Genomic DNA, 25,738 nt, shown 5'->3' with positions numbered 1-25,738 from the left:
TGGGGGTCGGGGTCATCCGAGCCGTTGGACGAGGTGGTCGCCGACGCGCAGGGCGTTGGCCATCACCGTCAGGGACGGGTTCACCGCGCCGATGCTCGGGAGGAATCCGGCGTCGACGACGTACAGGTTGTCCAGGTCGTGGGCACGGCAGTTGACGTCCAGGGCGGACGAGTCCGGATCGTCCCCGAAGCGGACGGTGCCGGCCTGATGGGCCGTGGCGCCGATCGGCATGTCCTTGTGCAGGTAGACCATGTGGGGCAGCAGGCGGTGCGGGTGCATGCCCAGGTCCTCCAGCATGCCCGCCAACTTGTGGCGAAGGCGCCGCAGGCCCTCCGTGTTGGTGTCCCTGAGCGCAAGACGCACGTGGCCGTCCGGGCCCACGGTGACCCGGTTGTCGGGGTCGGGCAGGTCCTCTGCGCAGAGCCAGAAGTCCACCGAGTGGTGGGCCAGGACCTCCAGGGGCATGTCCGGGGGTGAGACGCCCGCCCAGTGCGGGGCGTCGGCGCGGATCTGCTCCGCGTCGGACTTGCCGAGCATCTGGATGCCGCCCAATGGGTAGTCCCAGTCGTCCGCGCCGAGGTACCAGTCGTTCACCGCCAGGGTCTTCTGGAAGCGTGTGGGATTGGGTTCCCGCGACACCGCCATGAGCGCCTCGTTGTTGTGCCGGAGGTAGTGTCTGCCCACCACGTCCGAGCTGTTGGCGAGTCCGTGAGGGTGGAGCGCGGAGGCCGACTTCAGAAGCAGGACGGCGGAGTTCACCGCGCCGCAGGCGACGGCGAAGACGTCCGCCCGGAAGCGGGCGGTCGTGCCGTCCTCCAGGGTGGCCACCGCCTCGGTGACGGTCCGGCCGGTGGGATCCGTCTCCAGCCGGTCGACCCTCGCGTGCGTGAGCAGCGAGACGTTCCCGTGTCGCAGTGCCGGGGTGACGCAGACGACCTCGGCGTCCGACTTCGCGAGCAGGAGGCAGGGGAAGCCGTCGACCCGGTCACACCGGACGCACGCGCTGTCACGGGTAGGCAGTCCGTCGGGGCCCTCGGAGAGGTCGACGCCGATGGGCAGCGGAAACGGGTGGAGTCCCAGCCCGCCGAGCCGGTCGGCGAGTTGCTGGATGCGCGGCTCGTGCGTCACCGGCGGATGCGGGTAGGGAAGGCTCGCCGGACCTTCACTGGGGTCCGTGCCGTGCCGGCCGTGCACCCGGTAGAGCTGTTCCGCCTGTGAGTAGTACGGCTCCAGGTCCGTGTAGTCCAGCGGCCAACCCGGTGACAGCCCGCCGTGGTGCCGTATCTCGTGGAAGTCCTCGGGCCGCAGCCGGAACAGGGCCGCGCCGTAGAACTTGGTGTTGCCGCCGACGTAGTAGTTGACCTCGGGCGCGAAGGGCCGGCCCTCGTGGTCGTACCAGATGTCGTCGGCGCGGTAGCGCGACTCGACGAACACGGCACGGGACTGCCAGTTCTCACGCTCCCTCGGCAGGTAGCCGCCCCGTTCGATGATGAGGACCCGCTTGCCCGAAGGGGCAAGGCGGTGGGCGAGCGTGCCGCCACCGGCACCGCTGCCGACGATGACGACGTCGAAGTGCTGATCGTCCACTGGACCCTCCGTGGCGTGAGCCCCGGACACAGGACGGACTCTTTCAGGCTAGTTCCGCGCCGCTCGAACCGCATCCGCGTCACAACAGGCCCACTCGATCCGCATCCGCGTCACAACAGGCCGCTCGAACCGCATCCGCGTCACAACAGGTGGGGCGGCATGCTGCGACGGCGTTTCGGCGCCTGGCCCAGCACCAGCCGGTCGATGGCGTCGTCCAGCGTCGTCGCGGCCATGATGAGCGCCAGGTGGGTGAAGGCCTGCGGGAAATTGCCCAACTGCTCGCCGGACGGACCGATTTCCTCGGCGAAGAGTCCGACGTGGTTGGCGTAGGTGAGCATCTTCTCGAAGGCGAACCGCGCCTGTTCCAGGCGCCCGGCGCGAGCGACGGCGTCGACCCAGAGGAAGCTGCAGAGGCTGAAGGTGCCCTCGTTGCCGCGCAGCCCGTCGGGCGAGGCGTGGGGGTCGTAGCGGTAGACCAGACTGTCCGAGACCAGCGAGCGCTCCACGGCGTCCAGCGTACTCAGCCAGTCGGGATCGGTGGGGGAGGCGAAACCGACGCGCGGGACCAGCAGCAGCGAGGAGTCCAGGACATCGTCCCCGTAGTGCTGGACGAAGGCCCGGCGGCTGTCGCACCATCCCTTCTCCATGACTTGGGCGAAGACGGTGTCGCGCGCCGTCCTCCACCGTGCCACGTCGGCCGGCCAGGACAGTCGGTCCGCGAGCCGCAGGCCCCGGTCGAAGGCGACCCAGGACATGACCCGGCTGAAGGTGAAGTCCTTCCGGCCGCCCCGCGTCTCCCAGATGCCGTCGTCGGGCTGGTCCCACAGCGTGGTGAGCTCGTCCAGGACGCGGGCGACGGCCTTCCATTCGCGGGCGGACAGACGGCGGCCGTCGTCCGGGCCGTGCGCGCCCCGCCCCTGTGCGAGGGCGTAGAGGGCTTCGCCGTATATGTCCAGCTGCAGCTGGTCCTTGGCCGCGTTGCCGACCCGCACGGGAGCCGAGCGCCGGTAGCCCTCCAGGTGCCCGAGCATCTCCTCCGGCAGGTCGGGGTCGCCGTCGACGCGGTACATGATCTGCAGGGGCGTTCCGTCGGGCCCGTGCGGCAGGTCCGCTCTCTCCGAGAGCCGCCGCATCAGCCAGTCGGTGAAGGCAGTCGCCTCCTCCACGAAGCCCAGGTCGAGCAGGGCCCGTACGGACAGGGAACCGTCCCGTATCCAGGTGTAGCGGTAGTCCCAGTTGCGCTCCCCGCCGACCTGCTCCGGCAGACCCATGGTGGCGGCGGCGACCGGCGCCCCCGTCGGAAGGTACGTCAGCAGTTTGAGAGTGATCGCCGCGCGGTGCACCATGTCCGGCCAGCGGCCGGTGTAGTGGGTGGTCCGCAACCAGCCCTGCCAGAATCGGATCGCCTGCCACAGCCGGTCGGTGAGCCCGCCGACGGCGATGGGTTCGGGTGCTTCGCCGCCCGCGTCGCAGACGGTGAGGGCGACGCCCGCCGTCTCGCCGGCGTTCAGTACGACCGTGCCGTCGACATCGTCGCCCTGCCGGCGCAGAGGGAACGTCGCCTGCAGATGGGCGTCGAGACGCGCACCGCGGAACACGGCCCGCCACTCGCCTGTCGAGCCCGGCCCCTCGTCCGTGGAGAGCATGTGGCGGTCGCGCCCGAAGTCGAAACGCGGCGCGCACTCCAGACGGAAACGTATGGTGCCGCGCATGCACCGCAGGACACGGATCAGGGTGTGCCGGTCCGAGGGCGTGGGGGAGAGCAGGGGAGGCGACCAGTCCATGAGTTCCCCGACCCCGTCCGGCGACATGAACCGCGTCACCAGGACCGCCGTGCCGGGGTAGTACAACTGCTTGCTCGTCCCGTCCGGTGCGTCGGGCCCCAGACTGAAGTGCCCTCCGACGTCGTGGTCGAGGAGGGCGGAGAAGATGCCGGGCGAATCGAACCGCGGGGCGGCGTACCAGTCGACGACGCCCTCCGACGAGATCACGGCCGCCGTCTGCAGATCGCCCACCAGTCCGTGGTCCGCGATGAGGGGGTATCGCTGCACGAGACACTCCAGGTGGTCCGTCAGTGTCATTATCCGACTCCCGCCCGGATTCGTCGCCCGCGCGGCCCCGCCCCGCCGCCCCCACTGAGCCGCCCTCCGCCGGGGCGCCACGGGGCCTACGCTGGAAGACGGGCCCGCCGCCGACGGCGTGGCCCGACGATTCGCCGGCTCGTCGGAGGTGGTGTTGGCCTTGTACCGCACATGGGCAGCTTCCGGTACGCGCACGCCTTCCCACCGTGCCTGACGACCGGCCACTGAACGCACTTCGGCACCGTGACGCCCTGCGTTCGGCGGTCAGAGTGACCGTCGCGGTCTGCGCCGGCTTCTACACCTGCCGGTACGGCCTGCAACGTCCGGTCATGTCGGTCTACGCACTCTTCGGCGTCATCGCCTTCGGCGTGCTGTCCCGGACGACCGGGTCGGGTCGAGCCCGGTCGGCAGGTGTGGTGAGGGCACTGCCGGTGGCGCTCACGCTCACCGCCGTCGGAACCCTCCTCGCGGTACACACCGTGACGGCGGTGCTGGGCATGGTCGTCGTCGGTTTCACCTTCACGTTCAGCGCCGTCGCGGGACCGCGCGTCGCCGGGCCGGCCGGCGGCTTCCAACTGTGCTACATACTGGCCTGCTTCCCGCCCTACGCTCCGCAGCAGATCGGCGACCGACTCGCCGGACTGGCCCTCGGCATGGTCCTGCTCGCCGCGGTGGAAGCCCGGCTCCTGCCCGAGAAGCCCACCCGCGGATACCGGACCCGGCTGGCCCTCGCCGCCGCCGCGGCCGCGCAGCTCGCCGCCCGTCTCGCCGCCGACGGCCGGACCGGGGACGGTGCCGACGACCGCACGGTGGACTGCGTCGCCGACGACCTCAGTCCCGCGAGGCTGCCGCAGGGCGAGCGGCCCGCGGCGCCGTCCCGGACCAGCCGTGCCTATGCCCAGGCCGGGGCGTCCGCCCGGACGTTGCTGCACCAGCTGAGGGGACTCTCCCACACCCGGCCCGACCGCCCCGACACGCTCGCCGCGGCCCTGCTGGACGCGGTCGCGGACACGTGCCGGAACAGTGCCGAAGCCCTGGGCGTCGGGGCACCGCCACGACCGGGTGCCGTGCACGAGGCCATCGTCCGGTTCCAGTCGGCGCGACGCCGAGCCGTCCATGAGCGGCCCGAGCCCGACCCGCGCTTCCGAGCGGCCGTCCTCGCCGCAGCCGAGTCGGCCCGCAACGTCGAGCTCGCCGCACGGGTGGCCCTGGACGGCCGACGAATCGGCCGCGTGGAACCGCGGTCCCTGTTCTGGTACGCCGACGCACCCACCTGGCGGCTGTGGTCCCGGCGCGTCCGCGCACACCTGACTCCCCGGTCGGTCCTCTTCCAGAATGCCGTCCGGGTCGCCATCGGGCTCGGCGCCGCACGACTGGTGGCGGGGCTGCTGGACCTTTCCCACGGCTTCTGGGTCCTCCTGGCCGTTCTCACCCTCGTACGCACGACCGTGGTGCAGACCCGTCAGGCGGTGGCGCGTGCCCTCGTGGGCACGCTCGCCGGCGCTCTGTGCGCAGCGGCACTGCTCAGGGTGCTCGGCACCGACAGCTTGGTGTACGCGGCCCTTCTCGCGCCCGTCATGCTCGCCGCGTTCACACTGGGACCGCTGTGGGGCATCGCCTGGGGCCAGGCGCTGTTCACGGTCCTGGTGTCCGTCGTCTTCGCCCAACTGGCGCCCGCGACATGGCAACTGGACGAGGTCAGATTTCTGGACGTCCTCGTCGGCAGCACGGTGGGCCTGTTGTGCGGACTGGTCGCGTGGCCCAGAGGCGCGCGGCGTGAACTGCTCAACGCGATGGCCCGGCTGCTGCGGGAGTGCGCCGCCCTGGTCACGTCCGTGACGACGGCGATCCTCACCGGCCCGGGCCGGCGCACCCCCGTCGACGGCGAGCCGGCCTCCCACGCCCTGGTCCTCGCGCAGACCGCCTACGCCCAGTACCTGAGCGAGCCGGGCCCACCGGAACAGGACGGCGACGCGCCGGACTGGCACCTGGCCCTCATGGTCGGCCAGCACGCGCTGGCCGGCAGCTACTGGATCCCCCTCTACGACCGGCCGGACCGCGCCGTCCTCACCGAACAGGAAGGACACGAGGCACGGCGACAGGCCGGCGCGCTGTCACGCGCGCTGACCGCCACGGCGGCCGCTGCCGACCAGCGCGGCCCGTCGTACGACCCCGCCGAACCGCTCGCCCCCGTCGGCCCACCGGCCGCCGATGCACCCGAACTGGCCGACCTCGAGCAATGGTTGGCGGTCCTGCGCAACGACGTGCACCTGCTGCGCGCAACCGCGAGCCGACCGCACGCCGCAGGCCCGTCCTGACCCACCACACCGGTCGGTGCGCCACTCACCGCCTGTCTCCGCACGTGTGTGCCGGGCCTTGCCAAGCCGCACACCTGCAACGGCGCGCCACACCGCCGATGCACGGATACGCAAAGAAACCCACCTCCGCGCCCGCGCCCGCGTCATTCCGGGCGTGGTGAACGGGACCGTGACAGCGTCTGGCGGGACTGCGACTCCAGCTTGCGGCGTGCGCGGGCCACATGCTGTTCGACCGTGCGGGGCGACAGGTGCAGTGTCGCCGCGATCTCGCGGTTCGTGAGCCCGGTCGCCGCCAGGTCGGCGACCTCCTGCTCACGCGGCGACAACTGGTCCCCGTAGCTGGGCCGGCCCCGCGGACGCTGGCCGTCCGCCGGCTGGTGCGCGCGCAGCGTCGCCCGGATGCGCGCGGCGTCCCACACCGCCCCGAGGTCGGTCAACCGCTGTACGCAGGAGGCGAGTTCGGCGACCGCCGTCTCCGTGTCCCGGCCGGCGGCCAGCAGACAGCGGGCGGCGCCCTCGGTGGCGAGGACCGCGGAGTACGGACGCGGAAGCCCCGCGTACACGAGCGCCGACTGCCGGAACAGCTCCGCCGCCGCGCCCTTGTCGCCGTCCGCCTCGGCGAGCAGCGCACGGCACCACTGCAACGCCGCGTCGGACGCGGGTGCCTGGCGTCCTTCGAGACCCTCGGCGTACTCGGCGACCATGCTCCGGGCCGTCGCGGTCCGCCCCGCGCGCAGGGTCGCCTCCACGGCCCATGGCGCGAGCTCCGCGCCCCACACCCAGACGCCCTTGTCCCGCAGCCGGTCCCACGCCATCGACGCCTCCTCCACGGCGGTGCCGACGTCGTCGCGTACCAGCGCCATACGGATCAGGGCACCGGAGGCGGCCGCCACGTGCGGCACCGCCGTCGCGCCGCCCGCCCGCGGCCCCTCCTCGGCCACCCACGCGGTCGCCTGGTGCCACTCGCCCTTCGACAGCGAGAGCAGCCCCAGCACCGTACGCCCGTCCACGGCCATGCCGGGCATGGTGTCGGCCTCGGCGACGAACGCCCGGGCGCGGGCGGTGAGGTCCGACCAGTCGCCCGAGGCCCAGTCGATCAGCAGCGAGGTGCCGCGCGCCCCGTGTGCGACGTACAACGCGCCGCTGCGGGCGGCGAGTTCGACACCCTCGGCGAGCAGTTCGCGGGCGGGGGCGAGCTGCCCGAGCCACAGCGCGCCGTCGGCCGCGTTGCACAGGCCGCGGGCCACGTGCTGCTGGTACGCCGCGTCGTCGGTGTCCCGCGGCAGCAGCTCCAGCGCCTGCCAGGCCGACGGGTCGCCCACGTACATCAGCGTGCCGACGCGGTTGGCGGCCACCGCCGTACGCGCCTCCTCGTCGCCGCTCTCCGCGCCCGCCTTCTCGGCCCGCTCCAGCCAGTACAGATTCCGCTCCAGCGGGACCGTCGACATCAGCGGCATGGCCAGCGCGGCCATCGCCCTGGCCGCCAGCACCGGCCGCTCCTGCAACTCCTCCACCGCCTGCTGGAGTTCCAGCCAGCCCTGCGTGCCGGCCACTGCCTGATTGCACAGCAGCAGCCCGAGGTCGAGGCGGATCTGGCCGCGGACCGCGGGCGGCAGCGTCTGCTCGTCGAGGATCTGCCGCAGCACGGTCACCGTCTGCTCGGAACGCAGCCCCAGCACGGCACTGTGCGCGAGCAGCGGCGCGAGCCGGGCACGGGCCTGCGGCGGGACCGTCGGCAGGGACAGCGCCTCCTCCAACAGGTCGACAGCCGCCTGGTGGTCGCCCGCCGCCGCGCGCTCCTGGGCCGCCCGTTCCACGGCGCGCAGCCAGCCGCCGGCCTCACCGGCGTGGCGCCGGTGCCGGGCGAGTGGCACCCAGGGGACCGGCTGGCGGCGGGCGAGGACCGCGGCCGCCCTGCGGTGCATCCGGTGGCGTACGGGACCCGGCACCTCGGCGTACACGGCCCTGGCCGCGAGCGGAACGAAGAAGCCGTACCGGCCGAGTTCGTCCTCGGTCAGTACGGCCGCACGCAGCGCGCCCACCAGCGCGTCGGTGCCCTTGTCACCCGCCAGCCCCGCCACCGCCGTGAGTTCGTCGGCCCCGGCGGGCTCGCCGAGCACGGCGGCGGCCCAGGCGATGGGGCGCATCCGGGGTTTCAGCGCCGCCGTGCGGGTGAGGGCGAGCGCCGCGAGGCGGGGCGGGACCCCGGCGGCGTCCAGGTCCCGGGGCGAGTACCGTTCGCGCGGCTCGCCGGTCTCCCGCAGCAGGCGCACCAGATCCGCGACGACCTGGGGGACGCCGCCGGAACGCTGCCGGATCCGGGCGAACAGCTCCGCCGGACCGCGGTCCGTGCCGAGCCCTTCCTCCACGAGGCGGCGCACCTGCTCCGTGTCGAGCGGGGTCAGGCGTATGTGCTGGACGGCGAGTTCGGCGGGGTAGGCGGCGCCGCGACCCAGGGGGAGGCCCGGGTCGGGCAGTTCCTCGGGCCGGTACGTCACGGCGAGGGCCAGACCGCGGGGAGGGTGTGCGACGAGACGGCGCAGCAGGTCGAGGGAGGAGCGGTCGGCGAGGTGGACGTCCTCCGCGACGACGAGCGTGGGGACGGGCCCCCGGCCGGATGCGGGCACGGATCCGGATGCAGGGGTGGGCGCGGTGGCGGGGCGGCTGTCCGGTGCGCGGCCGCCCGCGTCGAGCAGCGGTGCCAGGGCGGTCGCCAGGTCGGCGGTGCGCTCGGGCGCCGACGGACGGCCGGGGCGGGCCGCGGCGGCGGGAGTGCGGGGCGCGGAGGGAGCGGGGCGGCCGTGCCGCTCGGTCCCGGACATCTCGCTCAGGGCCTCCTCGGTCACCAGGACGCCGAAGGAGGAGAACGCCACGGTGACCGTGTGCACCCGCGCGGATTCGGTGAGCCGCCGCGCCAGTCGTGACTTACCGGTCCCGGCCGTGCCCTCGATCAACACCAGGGCCGGTTCACCGGGGTGGTCGGCGTCGCTGTCGGCGGGGGTGACGACGCGCGTCAGCCAGCGGTCCGCCGCGGCGTCACTCAACGTGTCCACCGCATCACTCTCCTGGCAGGTTCCGGGGCAATTCGATTCTTTACGTATACGGGTTTCAGTGTCCCTGATTGTGCCGTCCGCGCACGGCCACCAGGGTTGGGCTGCCGCAGAAGATCTGCATGGCTGTCGACGGCCCGGTGAGGCGCGATCCGACCTCCCGGCCGCTGGACCTTGGTCAGGGCAGTGCAGCCCGACCGAACAGGAGCCCAAGTGATTGCCATAGAACGTGCATCGGACCCGGCCCCGCAACGGGCCGGACCCGCCCCTGCTCTGCGAAGCCTCGCCCACTGCGTGATGCCGTCCTCACCACGGGCCGCGCGGGCACTACGGCGCTTCGTCCGGGCGGTCGCACGTCGATGGCGGTTGCCCGATGACGTCGACGAGGCGCTGTCGGTGATCGTCACCGAGCTCGTCACGAATGTGGTGATGCACAGCGGCAGTCCGTGGGTGTCCACGGCGATCAGTGTGCGCGGTGACGTGCTGACGGTCGAGGTGATGGACGCCGGCTGTTGGAAACACCGCCACAACCCGCGCCAGGAGCCGCTGGACGCCGATGTTCCCTGCGGGCGCGGTCTGCGCCTCGTCGACGCGTACGCGACCCGCACAGTCGCGCACCGCACCGAGACGGGCAGCGTGGTCCGCGCCGAGATTACCCTGAGCGGACCCCGCCCTCCGGCAGGCGCCGTCCCGGCCCTGGACCTCGACCCGGTCGACGAGCTGGACCTGGACGAGGGCCTGGGACTGGACCAGGACCTCGGGCTGGGGGACGAGGACCTCGACCTGGACGTGGACGCGGAGCTGGAGCTGGAGGACCTGGACCTCGACCTGGACCTCGATCTCCGGCCGTGACAGTGGTGGGCGGGCGGGGCGGCCTACGCCAGGACGGTCCGGCGGCCCACCCGGTCAGGTCAGGAGCGCGGGTGTCGCGCGGTCCAGGACCGTGGAGACCCGCTCCCACGTCTCCACGTCCCGCGCCACCGGCGGCAGTTCCCTGCCGCCGCCCGTGCCCCACCCCGTCGCGACCGACACCGCGTCCTCTCCCGTCGCCGCCGACGCCGCCAGCGCCGCGGCTCCCAGGGCCACCAGCTCGGTGCTCTCCGGGATCAGCAGGGGGCGGCCCGACAGGCGGCGGACCGTCTCGACCCAGTGGCGGCCCTGCGCGCCGCCGCCCACCAGGCGCAGCGGGCGGGACGCCGCATCCGCCGCGCGCGGGTCCTCGCCGCACGCCCGCAGCACCTCGTCGAGGGCGCGCAGCACCGTGACCACCGCCCCCTCGTAGGCCGCGCCGAGGATCTGCTGACGGGTGGTGGTGTGCCGCAGGCCGGTGAGCAGGCCGGCGGCGGCGGGCAGGTCGGGGGTACGTTCCCCGTCCAGGTAGGGCAGGACCACCAGCTCGCCGCCCGCCTCGGCCGCGTCGCGGTCCAGGCCCAGCAGGGCCGCGACCTTGTCCACCGCCAGCGTGCAGTTGAGGGTGCAGGCGAGCGGGAGGTACGTGCCGTCGGCGGCGGCGAACCCGGCCAGCAGCGGCGACGCCGGGCGGGCGCGGCTCGCGGCGAACACCGTGCCCGACGTCCCCAGGCTCAGCACCGGATGGTTCAGCAGTCCCTCGCCGCCGAGACCGAGGCCGACCGCCGCGGCCATGTTGTCGCCGGTGCCGGCGGCCACGGCGATACCGGCCGGGAGGCCGAGTGCGGACGCGGACGCGGGAGTGAGGGTGCCGACGCGGGTGCCGCCCGTCTCGGCCACCTCCGGCAGCAGGGCGGCGTCGAGGCCGACGAGGCCCAGCAGCTCCGGGTCGTAGGCGCCCGTCGCCGTGGAGTACCAGCACGTGCCCGACGCGTCGCCCGGGTCGGTGGCCGCGACGCCCGCGAGGCGCTCGGTCAGGAAGTCGTGGGGGAGCCGTACGGCCGCCGCCGCCTCGGCGCGGGCGGGTTCGTTCTCCCGCAGCCACTGCCACTTCGCCGCGGTCATGGACGCGACCGGCACCGATCCGGTGCGCGCCGTCCAGGCGTCCGGGCCGCCGAGCGCCTCGGTCAGGGCCGCCGCCTGGGGCGCCGATCGGGTGTCGTTCCACAGCAGCGCCGGGCGCAGCGGGGCCCCGGCCCGGTCGAGGACGACGAGGCCGTGTTGCTGGCCGGCGACCGCGATGCCGGTGACGGCGGAGGCGTCGACGCCCGCGGCCCCCAGCTCCTTGAGGCCGGTCGTGACCGCCTCGCGCAGCGCCTGCCACCAGACCTCCGGATCGGTCTCGCGGGCGCCGCCCTCGCCGTCGACGCGATGGGGTGCGCGCCCGATGGCGAGCGGCCGGCCCGTGACGGTGTCGGTGAACAGCGCCTTCGTGGACTGGGTCGAGCTGTCCACCCCGATGACGACCGCGTTCGCCGGCATGGCTCCACCTCTCGTTCCGTCGCGGCCGCGTATTTGGCCGAGCTGGGAACAAATTACGCCACGGCCGGTCGGGTGCACCAGAGGTCGCGGGTCTTCTGTGCCGACGGCCGGGTGTGCATTATTAATACGGTAAGGAAACAAAACTGATGCGAAGGCGGGCTCGGTCATGACGGAACGCTTCACCCCCACCCCCGGCGACAGGTTCAGCTTCGGTCTGTGGACCGTCGGCTGGCAGGGCAGGGACCCCTTCGGCGACGCGACGCGGCTCCCGCTCGACCCCGCCGAGTCGGTCCGCAGGCTCGCCGGACTCGGCGCCTATGGCGTGACCTTCCACGACGACGACCTGATCCCCTTCGGGGCGAGTGACAGCGAGCGCGCCGAGCACATCAAGCGCTTCCGGCAGGCGCTGGACGAGACGGGCATGGTCGTGCCGATGGCCACGACGAACCTGTTCACCCACCCCGTCTTCAAGGACGGCGGCTTCACGGCCAACGACCGCGACGTACGCCGGTACGCGCTGCGCAAGACGCTTCGCAATATCGACCTCGCGGCGGAGCTCGGCGCACGCACCTATGTGGCCTGGGGCGGCCGTGAAGGCGCCGAGTCGGGAGCGGCCAAGGACGTCCGGGTCGCGCTGGACCGGATGAAGGAGGCCTTCGACCTGCTCGGCCAGTACGTCACCGAGCAGGGCTACGACCTGCGCTTCGCCATCGAGCCCAAGCCCAACGAGCCCCGCGGGGACATCCTGCTGCCGACGGTCGGCCACGCGCTCGCGTTCATCGAACGCCTGGAGCGGCCCGAACTGTACGGCGTGAACCCGGAGGTGGGCCACGAGCAGATGGCCGGGCTGAATTTCCCGCACTCCGTCGCGCAGGCACTGTGGGCGGGCAAGCTGTTCCACATCGACCTGAACGGCCAGAACGGCATCAAGTACGACCAGGACCTGCGCTTCGGCGCCGGTGACCTGCGGGCGGCGTTCTGGCTGGTCGACCTGCTGGAGACGGCCGGGTACGACGGCCCGCGCCACTTCGACTTCAAGCCGCCGCGGACCGAGGACGCCGACGGGGTGTGGGCGTCGGCGGCCGGCTGCATGCGCAACTACCTGATCCTCAAGGAGCGTGCCGCTGCCTTCCGCGCCGATCCGGAGGTCGCGGAGGCCCTGCGCGCGGCGCGCCTCGACGAGCTGGCCCGCCCCACGGCGGACGACGGCCTCGCGGGACTGCTGGCGGACCGGGGCGCGTACGAGGAGTTCGACGTCGACGCGGCCGCCGGGCGCGGGATGGCGTTCGAGCGTCTGGACCAGCTGGCGATGGACCATCTGCTGGGGGCCCGCTGACACCCCGGGTCGAACACGCCGGTGACCCTTAGGGGTTGAGGTACGAAGAGTCCACGTGCGGACTGGACAACCGGCGAGGAGTTTTTGTACAGACTCACGTCTTGCGAAAGTTTTTTGCGGCGGCGCACGATCACCGGCAGCCCCCGCGGCAACGCCGCAGGTGGGGGCCACGGATCTCCAGGAGGAGTCATGAGCCGCGTGATGAGTCAGCTGTGCCGCCGCAAATCGCTGGACCGCTTGATGGCCGAGGGCGACACGGCGGCGGACGGCACCGCCCTGCGCCGCACCATCGGGCTCGGGCAGTTGACTCTGATCGGCATCAGCTCGGTCGTCGGCACCGGCATCTTCTTCGTCCTCGGTACCACCGTCCCCAAGGCCGGCCCCGGTGTCGTCCTGTCCTTCGTCCTCGCCGCCGTCGTCGCCGGCCTCGCCGCGCTGTGCTACGTGGAGCTGGCCAGCGTGCTGCCGGTGGCGGGCAGCACGTACTCGTACGCGTACGCCTCCCTCGGTGAGGGCGCCGCCTATCTCGTCGCCTGGTGCCTGATCCTCGAGTACGGGGTGGCGGTGTCGACCGTCGCCGTCAGCTGGGCCCAGTACCTGGGCGAACTCACCGACGCCCTCTTCGGCTTCACCCTCCCCGACGCCATCAGCCAGCCGCCGGGGGCCGGCGGCTATGTGAACGTCCCCGCCCTGGTCGTCGTCCTGCTCTGCTCGCTGCTCCTCGCCCGCGGCACCCGCGAGTCCGCCGCCGTCAACGCGGTCATGGTCGCCGTCAAGATCGGCGTCCTCGTCGTCTTCGTTGCCGTCGCCCTCACCGCCTTCCGCGCCGAGAACTTCCAGGACTTCGCCCCGCACGGCATCGCGGGCATCGGCGTCGCCGCCTCCGGCGTGTTCTTCTCGTACGTCGGATTCGACACCGTCGCCACCGCCGGCGAGGAGGTCCGCAACCCGCGCCGCACGATCCCCCTCGCCCTGCTGCTCACCCTGGGCGCGGTCACGCTGCTGTACGTCCTGGTCGCCGTCGCCGCCGTCGGTGCCCAGCCCACCGGCCGGTTCGGCGAGCAGGCAGCCGCGGGCGAGGCCGTCCTCGCGCAGATCCTGCGGGACGTCACCGGGGCCGGCTGGCCGGCCGTGCTGCTGTCCGCCGGTGCGGTCGTGTCCATCTTCAGCGTCGTGCTGGTCACCCTCTTCGGACAGACCCGCATCCTGTTCTCCATGGCCCGCGACGGCCTCGTGCCGCAGATCTTCCGCCGCGTCGACCGCAAGCGGCACACGCCCGTGCACAACACCTGGATCGTCGGCGTGCTCGTCGGCGGCCTCGCCGCATTCGTGCCGCTGCAGTACCTGGCGGACCTCACCTCCATGGGCACCCTCGTCGCGTTCGTCGCCGTGGCGGCCGCCGTCGTCGTCCTGCGACGTATCGCCCCCGACGCCCCGCGCTCCTACCGCGTGCCGCTGTACCCCGTCGTGCCCGTTCTCGCCGCGGTGTCCTGCCTGTACCTGGCGTACCTCCTGCCCGGCATCACGTGGACCCTGTTCGGGGCCTGGCTGCTCCTCGCCGCCGTGCTCTACCTCGGCTTCGGACGGCGCCACTCGGCCCTGCGGGCCGACGAACGGCCGGAGGGCACCGAGCCGTCGGCGCCCGACGTGGCCGCCACGGAGCCGGCGGCCGTCGACCGGCCGCGCATCTGAACCAATCCGGCGCCGTACGACGATGGCGGTCCTCAAGGCCTCACACCGGGCCTCGGGGACCGCCGTCGTGGTCGTACGGGAGAAGGACTGAGCCGTCCCGCCGAGCCGGCAGTCGTACGGCGTGCCGGTCACCTTCGGCGGGGCGCCCGCGTCTGTTCGGCCCGGTGGTGCGGCTCCGGTTCGTCGGCTGCCAGCGCCAGTTCCAGCCAGGCGGCCAGCACCACGTCCGGATCGTCGAGGTCGAGACCGAACAGCTCACGGGCCCGGCGCAGTCGATAGCGCAGGGTGTTGGGGTGCACGGTCAGGGCGGCCGCCGCCTTCGTGACGTCGCCGACCGCCGCCAGCCAGGCCCTGAGGGACACCGCGTAATCCGTCCCGTGCTCGGCGTCGTGCGCCAGCACCAGCGCCAGCGCGGGCAGCCGCAGCCACGGCTCACGCCGCAGCTCCCCGCCGAGCCGGTCGAGAAGGACTTGATGGCGTACGTCCTCGGCCGTCACGGCGCCGTCGGCGTCCGTGCGGCGGGCGGCGGCCCGCAGCACGTCGTCCGCCTCCGCGCGCAGCGCCGCCGGCCGCAGCAGGTCCGGGTACGGGCGGGTCACGGCCGCCCGCAGGGGGCCGCCGACCGACGAGCGCAGCGCGGTCAGAGCCCCGTCCGCGAACCGCCGCGCGGCGGCGGTGACACCCGGGACCAGCGCGTAGACGGCCCCGGACGTCGCGGCGACCGTCGCCTCCGGCCGGTGTGCCGCGCAATGGCGCACCAGGGCCGACTCCAGGTGCGCGACGAGCGCGTGCGCGGCCGCCCCCGTGTCCGGCCCCGGCGCGAAGCCGGTGAGACACACCGCCGTCCCGGGGCCGAGCCCCAGCACGGAACCGGCCTCGTCGGCCGGGGGGCCGTACCCCTCCAGCAGCGACCGCAACGTGTCCTGGCGCAGGCGTTGTTCCGCCTCCTGCGCGTTCAGCGCGCGCAGCAGGTGAGGGGCCGCGAGCCGGGCGCCGTCGGCCAGCGAGGCGACGGCCCGCGGCGACAGCCCGTCCTCCGGCTCGATCGCCCACAGGGTGCCCAGCGGCAGGGCCCCCGCCCGCACCGCCACGGCGGCGCGCGCCAACTCATCGCCCTCGGCCGGGAACCGCACCACACCCGGGGCGGCCAGCACCTCGCGGTACTGCCGCCGCTGCTCGGGCTGGTCCGGCACGCGCCGCTGCAGAATGCCCTGTTCGCGCAGGGAGTCGATGCGCTGCCCGGGAACGTTGGAGTACGCGACGACATGCTGGTCCAGGTCCTCGACCGCGACCGAACCGCCCACCACCGCGGCCAGGTTGTCCGCCAGCGCGAACAGCTGCTCGCCGCCGACCGGGGCCGACACCGCCGTCCCGCCCACGCCGTGCGCGGCGAGCGCGCAGTTGAGCGCCGCGTCGATCTGCTGCCACGGCACGCCGTCGTCCGCCCGCAGCACGGCGATCCCGCACCGGTCGGCCTCCTCGACGAGTGGGGCCGGGTCCTGGTCCCGGCACTTGACGACCACCGCGGCGAACCGCCGCCCGGCCGCCCGGCGCACCGCCTCCCGCGCCCGCGGGTCGGCCACCTCGCCGCCGACCAGCAGCAGCAGCGCGGCGGGGGCGGCGGGCAGCGGCTCGTTCGGGTCGTGGAGCACGGTGCCGCGCACCGGGACGTCGAGCCCGGCCGGCGCGGTGACGACGCGCACCGGCACGGCCCCCGGCGCGTCGAGCAGCACCCGCAGCGTGCCCGCGACCCGCTCGTCGGGGACCGGGGTCGGCGGCCTTGTCGGATCGGACAACGGAGTGCTCTTTTCCTGAGGGGATCGGCCGGGGCGGCGACCCGGGCCGCACGCCAGGATAGGCCCGCCCCGTCGAGAAACAGGAGTCGCCCCATGACCGTGGCCCCCGCCGCCGCTGCCCCCGCCGCCGACCTGGTCGGACTGTTCCCACCCGGCTCCCACCTGGCAGAAGACGGCGAACTCGTCGTCGGCGGCTGCCGCGTGGGGGAGCTGGCCGAACGGTACGGCACCCCGGCCGTCGTCGTCGACGAGAACGCCCTGCGGGCCACGGCCCGGCGCTATGTGCGGGCCCTCGCCGGGCATTGGCCGAACGGACAAGTGGTTTTCGCCTCGAAGTCCTTCCCTTGCACGGCCGTCGTTCGCGCGATGGCCGAGGAGGGCCTCGGCGTCGACGTGGCGGGCGGCGGCGAACTGGCGGTGGCGCTGGCCGCGGGCACCGACCCGCGACAAATCGTCGTGCACGGCAACGCCAAGACCGACGAGGAACTCGCGATGGCCCTGCACGCGGGCGTGGGCACCGTCGTCGTGGACAACTTCGACGACATCGACCGCCTCGAACACCTCCTGGAGCACGACCGCGGGGCCCGCGCGCGGGCCCCGCAGCGCGTCCTGATACGCGTCATCCCCGACGTCGACGCCGACACCCATGAGGCGATGGCGACCGGGCACCGCCACTCCAAGTTCGGCCTCGCCGTGCCCGACGCCGTCCGTGCGGCGGCCCGGCTGCGGGGCAACGAGCGGCTCCTGCTGGAGGGACTCCACGTGCACGTGGGCTCCCAACTGCTGGACACCGCGCCGTTCGCCCGCGCCGTCGAGGCCGTCGCGGCCATCGGTGAACTCGGCGAGCACGCGGTGTACGACCTCGGGGGCGGCCTCGGTGTCCGCTACACGTACGCCGACCGCCCGCCCACGATCGAGGAGTACGTCCGCACCCTCACCGACGCCGCCCGCAAGCACCTCCCGGCCACGGCCCGCCTGCTCATCGAGCCCGGCCGCTCCCTGGTCGCCGGGGCGGCCACCACGCTCTACCGCGCCGTCACCGTCAAACACGGACCCCGCACGCTCGTGGCCGTGGACGGGGGCATGGGCGACAACCTGGAACCGATGCTCTATGGACAACGGTTCGAGGCGACGGTCGGCACGCGGGTCGGCGGAGGCGTCAGCTGTGACCTGGTCGGGCGGCACTGCGAGTCGGGGGACACGCTGATCCACGACGTGCCGCTGCGGGACCCGCGCGTGGGTGACGTCATCGCGGTGCCCGTGACCGGCGCGTACTGCTTCTCGCTCGCGAACAACTACAACGGCGCGCGCCGCCCGCCGGTGGTCTTCTGTGCGGAGGGCACGTCGCGGGAGGTGGTCCGCCGCGAGACGTACGAGGACCTGCTGCGCCGCGACGTCTGACGCGGGACGCGTGCCAAGCCGCACGGGGGTGCCGCCCCGAGCCCGGCGCGCCTCGGCGGGGCTCCGCCTGGAGCCCCCCGCGCGCCCGCGCCGCTGCGTCTGTGACGTCACCTGTTAGCAGCCGTCCACCGGGGTGATCGAACCCGCCTCGGCCCGGGCCTCGGGTGTCACCCGGTCGGGCTAGTCGAGGCGCAAAAGCCCTTGTCAGCACCGGGGAGTCCCCCATTTGGAGTTGCGTCGCCACGGCGCCCATGAGTCCTTGGGAAGCGTGTCCTGGCGGATCTCACCATCAGGAGGAGACATGGGCACTTCGCGCAACGGCCAAACGGCCGAACGGCTCTCCGTGGTCTTCGCGGTCCGTGTGATCGAGGGCGGCGAAGAAGGATTCCTGGCGATGTACGAGCAGATGCGGAAGTCCGTCGCTCGTACTCCCGGGCACATCGTCGAACGCCTGGGACAACCGGTGGACGACTCCCGGCAGTGGGTGATCACCAGCGAATGGGAGACGCCCGAACACTTCTTCGCCTGGCAGCAGAGCGAGGAGCACCGCGCTCTGGTGGCTCCGCTGCGCAAGTGGGTCGACTCGACGCAGTCGATGCGGTTCCGGGTCGTCAAGGAGACCGTGGAGGAGAAGTCATGACGCGCACCAACACCCCGCACACCCGCCACGGCCCCGTCGCCGTGCTCGGTCTCGGGACGATGGGCTCGGGCCTGGCCACGCGCCTGCTCGCGCAAGGAGTGCAGGTGCGAATCTGGAACCGCACTCCGGAGCGGAGCGAGCCGCTCGCCCGGGCCGGCGCCTTCGCCGCCGGCCGACCCAGCGAGGCCGTCGAAGGGACGACAGCCGCGATCTGCACGGTCGCCGACGGCGACGCCCTCGGCGCCGTGCTGCACGGCCCGGACGGCGTCCTGACCAGGGGCGCCTACCCCGGCTCGCTGATCTGCGCCAGCACCGTCGCACCCGACGAGGTCGTCCGGCTCGCCGGTGACGTGCCGTCCGTCATGGACGTCGGCATGCTCGGCAATCGCGACCACGCCCGCGACGGCGAACTGCGCCTGTTCGTCGGCGGTGAGGAGCGGGTCTTCACCGCCGGCCGGCCCCTGCTGGAGATGCTGGGCAAGGAGGTCGTCCATCTGGGCGCACTCGGTTCCGGCATGCGGATGAAGCTGCTCCTCAATCTCCTGATGGGCATAGAGGTGCAGGCGATGGCCGAGGCCGCCGAACTGGCGGCCGCCACCGGCCTCGACAAACGGCTGGTTCTCAAGACGATCGCGGGCAGCGGCTTCGCCTCGCCGGTCATGGCGTTCAAGTCGCGGCGCCTCGCAACCGGGCGCTTCGACGAACCGGACTTCCGGCTGCGCCTCATGGCGAAGGACCTCATGCTCGCTACCGAGCAGGCGGCCGCGGCGGGCCTGAGCCTTCCGCTGACCGCCGCGGCCGCAACGACCCACGTCCGCGCCACCGAGCAAGGACTCGGCGACGAGGACTGTGCCGCGGTCACCCGCGCAGTCACACCGGAACCGGGAACCCACACATGATCATCGACATCCACGGACATCTGTCCCCACCGGAGGCGGCCAGACGCTTCCCGATGCCCCCCAGCCTGACCGACGTCGACGGAATGCTCGCGGCGCGCGCCCAGGCCGGGATCGACCTCACCATCATCGGCAGCCCTGTCGGTGCCGGCGCGATGGCACGGGTCCCGGGCGTGGACAACTACAAGCAGCCGCGCGACCGGCTGCGTGGCTTCCACGCCTGGATGTCGGGTCTGGTCTCCTCCTTCCCGGACCAGTTGCGTGGCTACGTCTACGCCAATCCGTTCGGTGACGACGATCACCTGGAAGGGGTGCGGGAGACGCTGGCGGATCCCGCCTTCGTCGGCCTGATCACCACGTCCAGCGTCCGCGGCGAGCTGCTCGGCTCGCCGCGGGCGGACTCCTTCTTCGCGCTCGCCGCGGAGGCGGGAGTCCCCGTCCTGGTACACGCCCCGGCCGAACCCATCGGCACGGAGCACGTCGAGAACATGGGCTTCGTCGAGCAGATCGGCCGCTTCGGCGACGTCACGGCGGGCATGGCGATGATCGCCTTCGCGGGGTGGCTGGACAAGTACCCCGGTCTGCGGCTGATCGGCGCGACCGGCGGCGGCGCGATGGCGCTGCTGCCGGAGCGCCTGCAGACGGCGGCGCGCCCCCGGCACTGGGGCGGGGGCTCGCCGTCCTCCGCCCCGGCGCCCGACCGGCAAGCGGCGGGCCGGCCGGCGCCCGAGGCGGTGCCGGCCGACCCGGCCGCGGCCCTGCGGCGCATGTACGTCGACACCAGCCCGTTCAGCCCGGCACACCTCAGCCTCAACGCGGAGGTCCTCGGACCCGAACGGATGCTGTTCGGCAGCGACTCGCCGCCGCTGTCGGCACCGCTGGAGGACCTCATCCGCATGATCGAGAAGCTGCCCGTGGACAAGGCGTCCCAGCAGCGCATCCTCGGCGGCAATGCCGAGGCCCTCTTCGACCTCAGGAGCCGTCCGTGACCACTACGCGTGACCCCGTCACCAGTGCCGAACAGTGCACCGCCGAATTCCGGCGCAACCCGCACCCGGTGTACGCCTCCCTCCGGGACACCGCGCCCGTCTGCCCGATGACTCCCCCGCACGGCGTCGAGACGTACCTGATCACGCGGTACGAGGACGCCAGGGCGGCCCTGTCCGACTCCCGGCTGAGCAAGGACATGTACGGGGCCATGGACGCCTACCGGAGGATCTTCGGTGACTCGTCGGTCTCGCTGGACGACAACATGCTCAACGCCGACGCGCCCAAGCACACCCGGCTGCGCAAGCTCGTCAACTCCGAGTTCACCCCGCGCCGCGTCGAGGCACTGCGGACGAGCATCCAGGACATCGTCGACCAGCTGCTCGACGCGTGTCCCACCCGTGAACCGGTGGACCTGCTGCCCACGTTCGCGTTCCCGCTGCCGATCACCGTGATCTGCGAACTGCTCGGCGTGCCGACCGAGGAGCGGGCCGACATGCACCGGCTGTCCACCACGGTCGCGCAGACGGGCTTCAGCAAGGAGTCCAAGCAGGCCCAGCAGAAGGCGGAGGAGGACCTCCACGCCTATTTCACGCGGCTGATCGCGCGCAAGCGCGAGCACCCCGGCGAGGACCTGCTCAGCGCGCTGACCGTGGTCCAGGACAACGACGGCGGCCTCACGGAGAACGAGCTGGTCTCGACGGCGTTCCTGCTGATGTTCGCGGGCCACAAGACGACCGCCTACCTCATCGGGAACGCCGTGCACCACCTCCTGGTCAACCCCGCACAGCTGCGCGCCGTGCAGGAGGACCCGGAGCTGGTCGGCCGCGCCGTGGAAGAGCTGCTGCGCTACGACGGCTCGGTGGAGAGCGCGACCTTCCGGTACGCGGCCGAGGACGTGGAGATCGGCGGCACGAACATCCCCAAGGGTGCCCTGGTGCAGATCTCGCTCCTGTCCGCGAATCGCGATCCGCGGAAATTCGAGTCCCCGGACGTGCTCGACGTGACCCGGCAGGGGGCGCAGAACGCCCACCTGGGGTTCGGCCACGGCAGCCACTACTGCCTGGGCGCACCGCTCGCGCGGCTGGAGACGCAGCTGGCGCTCACCAGCCTGTTCAGCCGGTTCCCGAGGGTCGCGCCGGCCGACCCCGCGGCTGAGGCGAAGTGGATGGAGGTCCCCTTCCCCGCCTTCCGCGGCCTCGCGGAACTGCCGGTCGTGCTCGACCCGGAGCGGTAACCGGCCGGGGCCCGTCCAGTGTCACGCCGAGGACACCGCGCGGAGTGCGGTGTCCTCGGCTTGTTCCCTTCGGGGCCCGGGGCCCGGGGGACGGGGATCGGGGGAGCAGGACCCTTCAGCGCCCCCGCGCCGCGTACCCCGTCGGATCGGCCAGCGCGTCGTCGACCGTCAGCGCCGCCGCGCCGCGCGCCGCGTCCGCCGCCGGGGACGAGGCGCGCAGGCGTGTGCTGCCCGGCGGCCACAGGCCCGACACCACCCGCGTCGACAGCTCCGCGCCCGCCGCCGGCCCGAGCCACCGCAGCAGCGGGCGGTAGATCCCGCCGAGGACCACCGCGTCCGGGTCGAAGAGATTCACCGCACCGGCCAGCACTCGCCCCAGCATCACGCCGGCCTGCGTCAGCGCGGCCACCGCGCGCGGCTCCTCGGCGCGGGCGCGCCGTTCCAGATCGGCGACGCCCGCCGCGCCGGCTCGTTCGTCGATGCCCGCCGCCCTCAGCAGCGCGGACTGGCCGGCGTACTGCTCCAGGCAACCGCGGGAGCCGCAGCGGCACAAGGTGCCGTCGTCCGCGACCGACACATGACCGATCTCGCCCGCGAAACCGTGGGCGCCGCGCAGCAGTTCGCCGTTCAGGACCAGCGCGCCGCCCACCCCGATCTCGCCCGTGAGGTAGAGGAAACTGCGCACGTCGCCGAGACCGCCGAACCACAGCTCGGCCAGCGCCGCGAGGTTCGCCTCGTTCTCCGAACGCACCGGCAGCGCGGGCCCACCCGGCCGCAGTGCGGCAAGCGCCTCGGCGAACGGCGCCTCGGCCGCGACCGACGTCCAGCCCAGGTTGGGCGCCTGGCGGACGGACCCGGCCGCGACGAGGCCCGGCAGCGCCAGCGCCGCGCCCACGGGCCTGAGGTCCTGCTCGGCGGCGGAGGCCAGCGCCCGCGCCGCGATCCCCGCCGCACGGCCGAAGACCCGGTCGGGCGCGGCGCCCCGGTTGTCGAGGTGCTCCACGAGCCGTACGCGGTCGGTGCCCGCGAGGTCGACCACGCAGACGGACACGTAGTCGACGTTGATCTCGACGCCGAGGCCCGCGACTCCTGTGCGGGCGAGCTTCAGCACGGTGCCGGGCCGGCCCGCCTGTCCGCTGAACGTCTTGCCGGACTCGGACAGGAAGCCGCTCTCCAGCAACTGCTCGACCAGCGACGACACGGCGGCGCGCGTGAGTCCGACCCGCGCGGCGACGCCGGCGCGGGTCGTCTCGCCCTCGTCACGCACGGCGCGCAGAACGAGGCTCAGATTGTGCCGCCGGACCGTCTCCCTGTCGGCCTTCGGCTCCAACGGCGTCGGGGCGTGCGTGCCTCTCCCCGGCACGGGCGCCGCATCTGTGTGATTGGCGTTCATCGTGCGCCCGAGCCTAGGCGATACCCCGCGCCCCCAGCCCGCCGAGGACCCCACCACGTTCCCGCAGGCGCGCCGGCACCGCCGACGCTCCGGGCCGGAGGCCCACGGCCTGGACCGCAGCCGCGCGGCGCCGTCGCCGGCCGGTGGGCCGTCCGCCGTTCCACGCTCGTGCGCCGAGGGCGTACCGTTCGCCGCGCCCCAAGCCGCAGGCGCGTCTGGCGCCGTTGGCGTCCGGCGGGCCTTCCACCGCCGGTCGGGCCGCCGCGGCCCGAGCGCGCGTGGGTGCGGGCCCGGGCCCGGGCGTCACGCGTCCGCCGCGTTCGGCTCCCTTTCGCCGCGGGGCTCCTTCACGAGGCGCAGTTCCTCGGCCGTCAGCGGTGGACCCGGGAGCTGGGGCAGCTTGGGGCCGCGCACGACGGCCAGGGCGATCTCGGGGCGCAGCAGGGAGGTGATCGGCGCGGACAGGGTCATGACGTCGAACAGGGCCTTGGTGACGAGCGGCCGCCCCGTCGCGGTGAGCATCAGGCGGTCGACGTAGTGCCGCAGCACCCGCGAACTCACCTCCGGCTCCCGCCCTATCGCGCCCGGATAGAGGATGTCCTGCCCGGTGGCCAGGTCCCAGGCCACCGAGACCGGGCCGGCGACCGCACGCTGCACGGCGCGGGCGAGCCCCGGCGCGGCCACGCCCCTGGCGGCGACCGCCTCGCGCAGTGCCAGCACGCCCTGCGCGGCCACCGACATGCCGTGCCCGTAGACCGGGTTGTACGTGGCGACCGCGTCGCCGATCGCGACGAAGCCCTCCGGCAGGTCGGCGGCCTTCTCGTAGTACCGGCGCCGGTTGACCGTGCTGCGGTTGACGACGACATCGGTGAGCGGCTCGGCGTCGGCGATCAGTTCGCCGACCACGGGATGGCGCACCGAGCGGGCGAAGTCCTCGAACTCGTCGGCGGCGCTGGTGGGCTGGCCCCCACGCGTACCGGACAGGGTCACCAGCCAGCGCCCACCCTCGATGGGCACGATCGTCGCGGTCTGCCCCGGCCGCGGCTCGCGCGCGTTCGCCTGCACGTTGACGACGGGGAAGTCCCCGGAGCCCGTGGGCGCCCGGAAGAGGCGGCTGGCGTAGGCGAGGCCCGAGTCGACCTTCTCCTGACGCACCTCGCCGACGCCGAGCGCCCTCAGCCAGTCGGGCGCGCGCGAGCCGCGGCCGCTCGCATCCACGACCAGGTCGGCCCGCAGCACCCGCTCGTCCCCGTCCGCCGCGCGGACCCGTACGCCCGTGACGCGCGTCGCACCGCCCTCCAGGCCCAGCAGTTCGGTGCGCTGCAGTACGGTGACGCCCGGCCGCGCGGTGACCTGTTCGCGGACGACCCAGTCGAGCAGGTCACGGCTGCAGGCGATGAGGAACTGCATCTCAGGCCAGCGGCGCAACCAGCCCAGCGCCGACATCGACACCAGCCCCGTCGGCAGCGGGATGCGCCGGGCGCCCGCCGCGAGCCAGCGCTCCGTGGTTCCCGGCAGCAGTGTCTCGATGGCCCGGGCCCCGCCCGACCACAGCAGATGGGCGTGGTGCGCCTGCGGCAGGCTCCTGCGGGCGTGCGGCCCGCCGGGCAGGGTGTCGCGGTCGACGACGGTGACCTCGTCGACGTGCGGGCGCAGGACGCCGGCCGCCAGCATGCCGGCCAGGCCGCCGCCGATCACGACCGCTGTACGCGGCGCGCTCCGGCCGGTTCTCAAGGGATCGCTCATCGGGTGCCGCTCTCTGACCGGGCCGCGCGCACGCGCACTGCCGCGACGACGGGTGAATGGCGCAGCGCCAGGGACATGCGCACCAGATCGCGCGGTCCCTGCGCGGCCTCGGACGTGTAGGACTGAGCCGACCTGATGATCTCGCCCTCCGGGTCGTCCGCGCGGCAGCGCAGCGCGGCGGCGACCATCGCGGCGTCGGCGACGGCCTGCGCCTCGCGCGGCTCCGCCCCGGCCGCGACCGCCTCCTCGTACGCATCCGTCCGTACCCCGCGGTCGAAGTACGGGTCGAGCTGCAGCAGGCCGTCGTGGATGTCGGACTCGCGCTGGGTGACGCGCAGTTCGACGGGCGAGAAGAAGGAGATGCGTACCGTGGGCGTGCCGGGGGCGGACGTGGCGCGCAGCTCCCGCCACAGCGTGCCCAGCTGCCGGTAGGCCGCCCAGTCGTGCCAGGTGTCGGACAGCCGCTGCCCGACGAGCGGCAGGATGAAGCCGATCGCGCTGAGCAGGGCGCCGACGGAGGCGAGGGGCGGCGCGGCCAGGGTGCTCAGCGCGTCCCAGTCGAGACCGGCCCAGCGCGCGAAGACGGCGGCGAACTTGCTCACCCCGTACCCCAGGTTGAACAACGACCCGAACACGATGATCACCAGGCCGCCGCGCAGCCAGCCGCGCACCTGGAGCGACCACCGCCAGCACAGCGCCGTCATGCCGACGGCCGCCACGCTGTGCGCGATCAGGTACAGGACGATCATCTCGCGGATGTACGGGGTCGTGGCGTAGTACGTGTCGAGGTCCCGCAGCCGTTCCTCGGGCGCCTCGCCGAGCAGGAACAGGACGACCAGCAGCCCGACCACGACGCCGTAGCCGACGACCCAGCGCGTGGACACGCGCCGCGTCTCGTCCGGCGGGCCGCCACGCCAGTTGACCAGCAGGACCAGGCAGGAGGCGCTGAACGCGGTCAGGATGCAGTACACCAGCGGCGCCGAGAAGTTGGCGACGCCGGTGAGGCGGTTGACCGCGGCGATGGTGGGCGGCGCGGCGAAGAAGAAGGTGCAGGCCGCGAGGACCAGCAGGGCGCACACCGAGCGGAGCAGTGGATCGCGCCAGTCGCGCAGCATCCCGGGCAGCTTGAACGCCAGTGCGACGCCCAGGGCGGCGGCGGGAATGTAGTAGTCGGGTCCGTCCACGCA

The 25,738-nt window shown here is 73.3% G+C and carries 17 protein-coding genes; 9 read left to right on the top strand and 8 right to left on the bottom strand.

Annotated elements, in window-relative coordinates; all coding sequences use genetic code 11:
• Positions 1-12 precede the first annotated feature (12 nt).
• Positions 13-1,587 carry a GMC oxidoreductase gene (locus ACLB9X_RS27560; protein WP_410363117.1) on the bottom strand — a complete coding sequence of 525 codons (1,575 nt, stop codon included), beginning with the start codon at positions 1,585-1,587 and terminating at the stop codon, positions 13-15.
• 140 nt (positions 1,588-1,727) lie between these two features.
• Positions 1,728-3,638: a glycoside hydrolase family 15 protein gene (locus ACLB9X_RS27555; RefSeq protein ID WP_410363116.1), complete on the bottom strand. Its 1,911-nt coding sequence runs from the start codon at positions 3,636-3,638 to the stop codon at positions 1,728-1,730.
• Between the two features lie 359 nt (positions 3,639-3,997).
• Between ACLB9X_RS27555 and ACLB9X_RS27550 the strand changes: the two genes are divergently transcribed.
• A complete protein-coding gene (locus ACLB9X_RS27550; RefSeq protein WP_410363115.1) occupies positions 3,998-5,986 on the top strand; it encodes an FUSC family protein in 1,989 nt (662 codons plus the stop codon).
• Between the two features lie 143 nt (positions 5,987-6,129).
• Here ACLB9X_RS27550 and ACLB9X_RS27545 read toward each other — a convergent pair whose 3' ends face one another.
• Entirely contained in the window at positions 6,130-9,039 is a 2,910-nt protein-coding gene (locus ACLB9X_RS27545) for a LuxR C-terminal-related transcriptional regulator (RefSeq protein ID WP_410363114.1), read from the bottom strand.
• Positions 9,040-9,333: 294 nt separating this feature from the next.
• On the opposite strand from ACLB9X_RS27545, the gene ACLB9X_RS27540 reads away from it, so the two are divergent.
• Positions 9,334-9,888: an ATP-binding protein gene (locus ACLB9X_RS27540; protein ID WP_410363113.1), complete on the top strand. Its 555-nt coding sequence runs from the start codon at positions 9,334-9,336 to the stop codon at positions 9,886-9,888.
• Between the two features lie 54 nt (positions 9,889-9,942).
• Here the strand turns inward: ACLB9X_RS27540 and xylB are convergent, their stop codons facing one another.
• A complete protein-coding gene (gene xylB / locus ACLB9X_RS27535; RefSeq protein ID WP_410363112.1) occupies positions 9,943-11,427 on the bottom strand; it encodes a xylulokinase in 1,485 nt (494 codons plus the stop codon).
• 166 nt (positions 11,428-11,593) lie between these two features.
• Here xylB and xylA point away from each other — a divergent pair, with 166 nt between their 5' ends.
• The gene (xylA, locus tag ACLB9X_RS27530) at positions 11,594-12,763 is read left to right on the top strand and encodes a xylose isomerase (protein ID WP_410363111.1); all 1,170 of its coding nucleotides are present in this window, start codon (positions 11,594-11,596) and stop codon (positions 12,761-12,763) included.
• A gap of 189 nt (positions 12,764-12,952) precedes the next feature.
• Complete coding sequence (locus ACLB9X_RS27525; RefSeq protein WP_410363110.1) at positions 12,953-14,455, top strand: APC family permease; 1,503 nt, start codon at positions 12,953-12,955, stop codon at positions 14,453-14,455.
• A gap of 128 nt (positions 14,456-14,583) precedes the next feature.
• On the opposite strand, the gene ACLB9X_RS27520 is transcribed toward ACLB9X_RS27525, so the two are convergent.
• The gene (locus ACLB9X_RS27520; RefSeq protein ID WP_410363109.1) at positions 14,584-16,251 is read right to left on the bottom strand and encodes a PucR family transcriptional regulator; all 1,668 of its coding nucleotides are present in this window, start codon (positions 16,249-16,251) and stop codon (positions 14,584-14,586) included.
• Positions 16,252-16,344: 93 nt separating this feature from the next.
• Here ACLB9X_RS27520 and lysA point away from each other — a divergent pair, with 93 nt between their 5' ends.
• The 5 genes from lysA to ACLB9X_RS27495 all read left to right on the top strand — a co-directional run bounded on the left by lysA (position 16,345) and on the right by ACLB9X_RS27495 (position 21,412).
• Positions 16,345-17,652 carry a diaminopimelate decarboxylase gene (lysA, locus tag ACLB9X_RS27515; RefSeq protein WP_410363108.1) on the top strand — a complete coding sequence of 436 codons (1,308 nt, stop codon included), beginning with the start codon at positions 16,345-16,347 and terminating at the stop codon, positions 17,650-17,652.
• Positions 17,653-17,953: 301 nt separating this feature from the next.
• Positions 17,954-18,292 carry an antibiotic biosynthesis monooxygenase family protein gene (locus ACLB9X_RS27510; protein ID WP_410363107.1) on the top strand — a complete coding sequence of 113 codons (339 nt, stop codon included), beginning with the start codon at positions 17,954-17,956 and terminating at the stop codon, positions 18,290-18,292.
• Positions 18,289-19,191: an NAD(P)-dependent oxidoreductase gene (locus ACLB9X_RS27505; protein ID WP_410363106.1), complete on the top strand. Its 903-nt coding sequence runs from the start codon at positions 18,289-18,291 to the stop codon at positions 19,189-19,191. Before ACLB9X_RS27510 ends, ACLB9X_RS27505 begins: the two co-directional genes overlap by 4 nt.
• Positions 19,188-20,177, top strand: a complete 990-nt coding sequence (locus ACLB9X_RS27500; protein WP_410363105.1) for an amidohydrolase family protein — start codon at positions 19,188-19,190, stop codon at positions 20,175-20,177. The genes ACLB9X_RS27505 and ACLB9X_RS27500 overlap by 4 nt, the downstream gene beginning before the upstream one ends.
• Positions 20,174-21,412 (top strand): cytochrome P450 family protein, encoded by a 1,239-nt coding sequence (locus ACLB9X_RS27495; protein WP_410363104.1) that lies wholly within the window; start codon positions 20,174-20,176, stop codon positions 21,410-21,412. Before ACLB9X_RS27500 ends, ACLB9X_RS27495 begins: the two co-directional genes overlap by 4 nt.
• 115 nt (positions 21,413-21,527) lie before the next feature.
• Here ACLB9X_RS27495 and ACLB9X_RS27490 read toward each other — a convergent pair whose 3' ends face one another.
• The 3 genes from ACLB9X_RS27490 to ACLB9X_RS27480 form a co-directional block, all read right to left on the bottom strand.
• Positions 21,528-22,805, bottom strand: coding sequence for an ROK family protein (locus ACLB9X_RS27490; protein WP_410363103.1), 1,278 nt, complete (start codon positions 22,803-22,805; stop codon positions 21,528-21,530).
• 303 nt (positions 22,806-23,108) lie between these two features.
• Positions 23,109-24,551 (bottom strand): NAD(P)/FAD-dependent oxidoreductase, encoded by a 1,443-nt coding sequence (locus tag ACLB9X_RS27485; protein ID WP_410363102.1) that lies wholly within the window; start codon positions 24,549-24,551, stop codon positions 23,109-23,111.
• Positions 24,548-25,735 carry an MAB_1171c family putative transporter gene (locus ACLB9X_RS27480; RefSeq protein ID WP_410363101.1) on the bottom strand — a complete coding sequence of 396 codons (1,188 nt, stop codon included), beginning with the start codon at positions 25,733-25,735 and terminating at the stop codon, positions 24,548-24,550. Before ACLB9X_RS27480 ends, ACLB9X_RS27485 begins: the two co-directional genes overlap by 4 nt.
• Positions 25,736-25,738: the final 3 nt, after the last annotated feature.

Source organism: Streptomyces sp. 5K101 (assembly GCF_046506645.1).
GTDB lineage: Bacteria > Actinomycetota > Actinomycetes > Streptomycetales > Streptomycetaceae > Streptomyces.
Note: the sequence above shows the minus strand (reverse complement) of the source record. Positions and strands in the feature narration are given on the sequence as shown.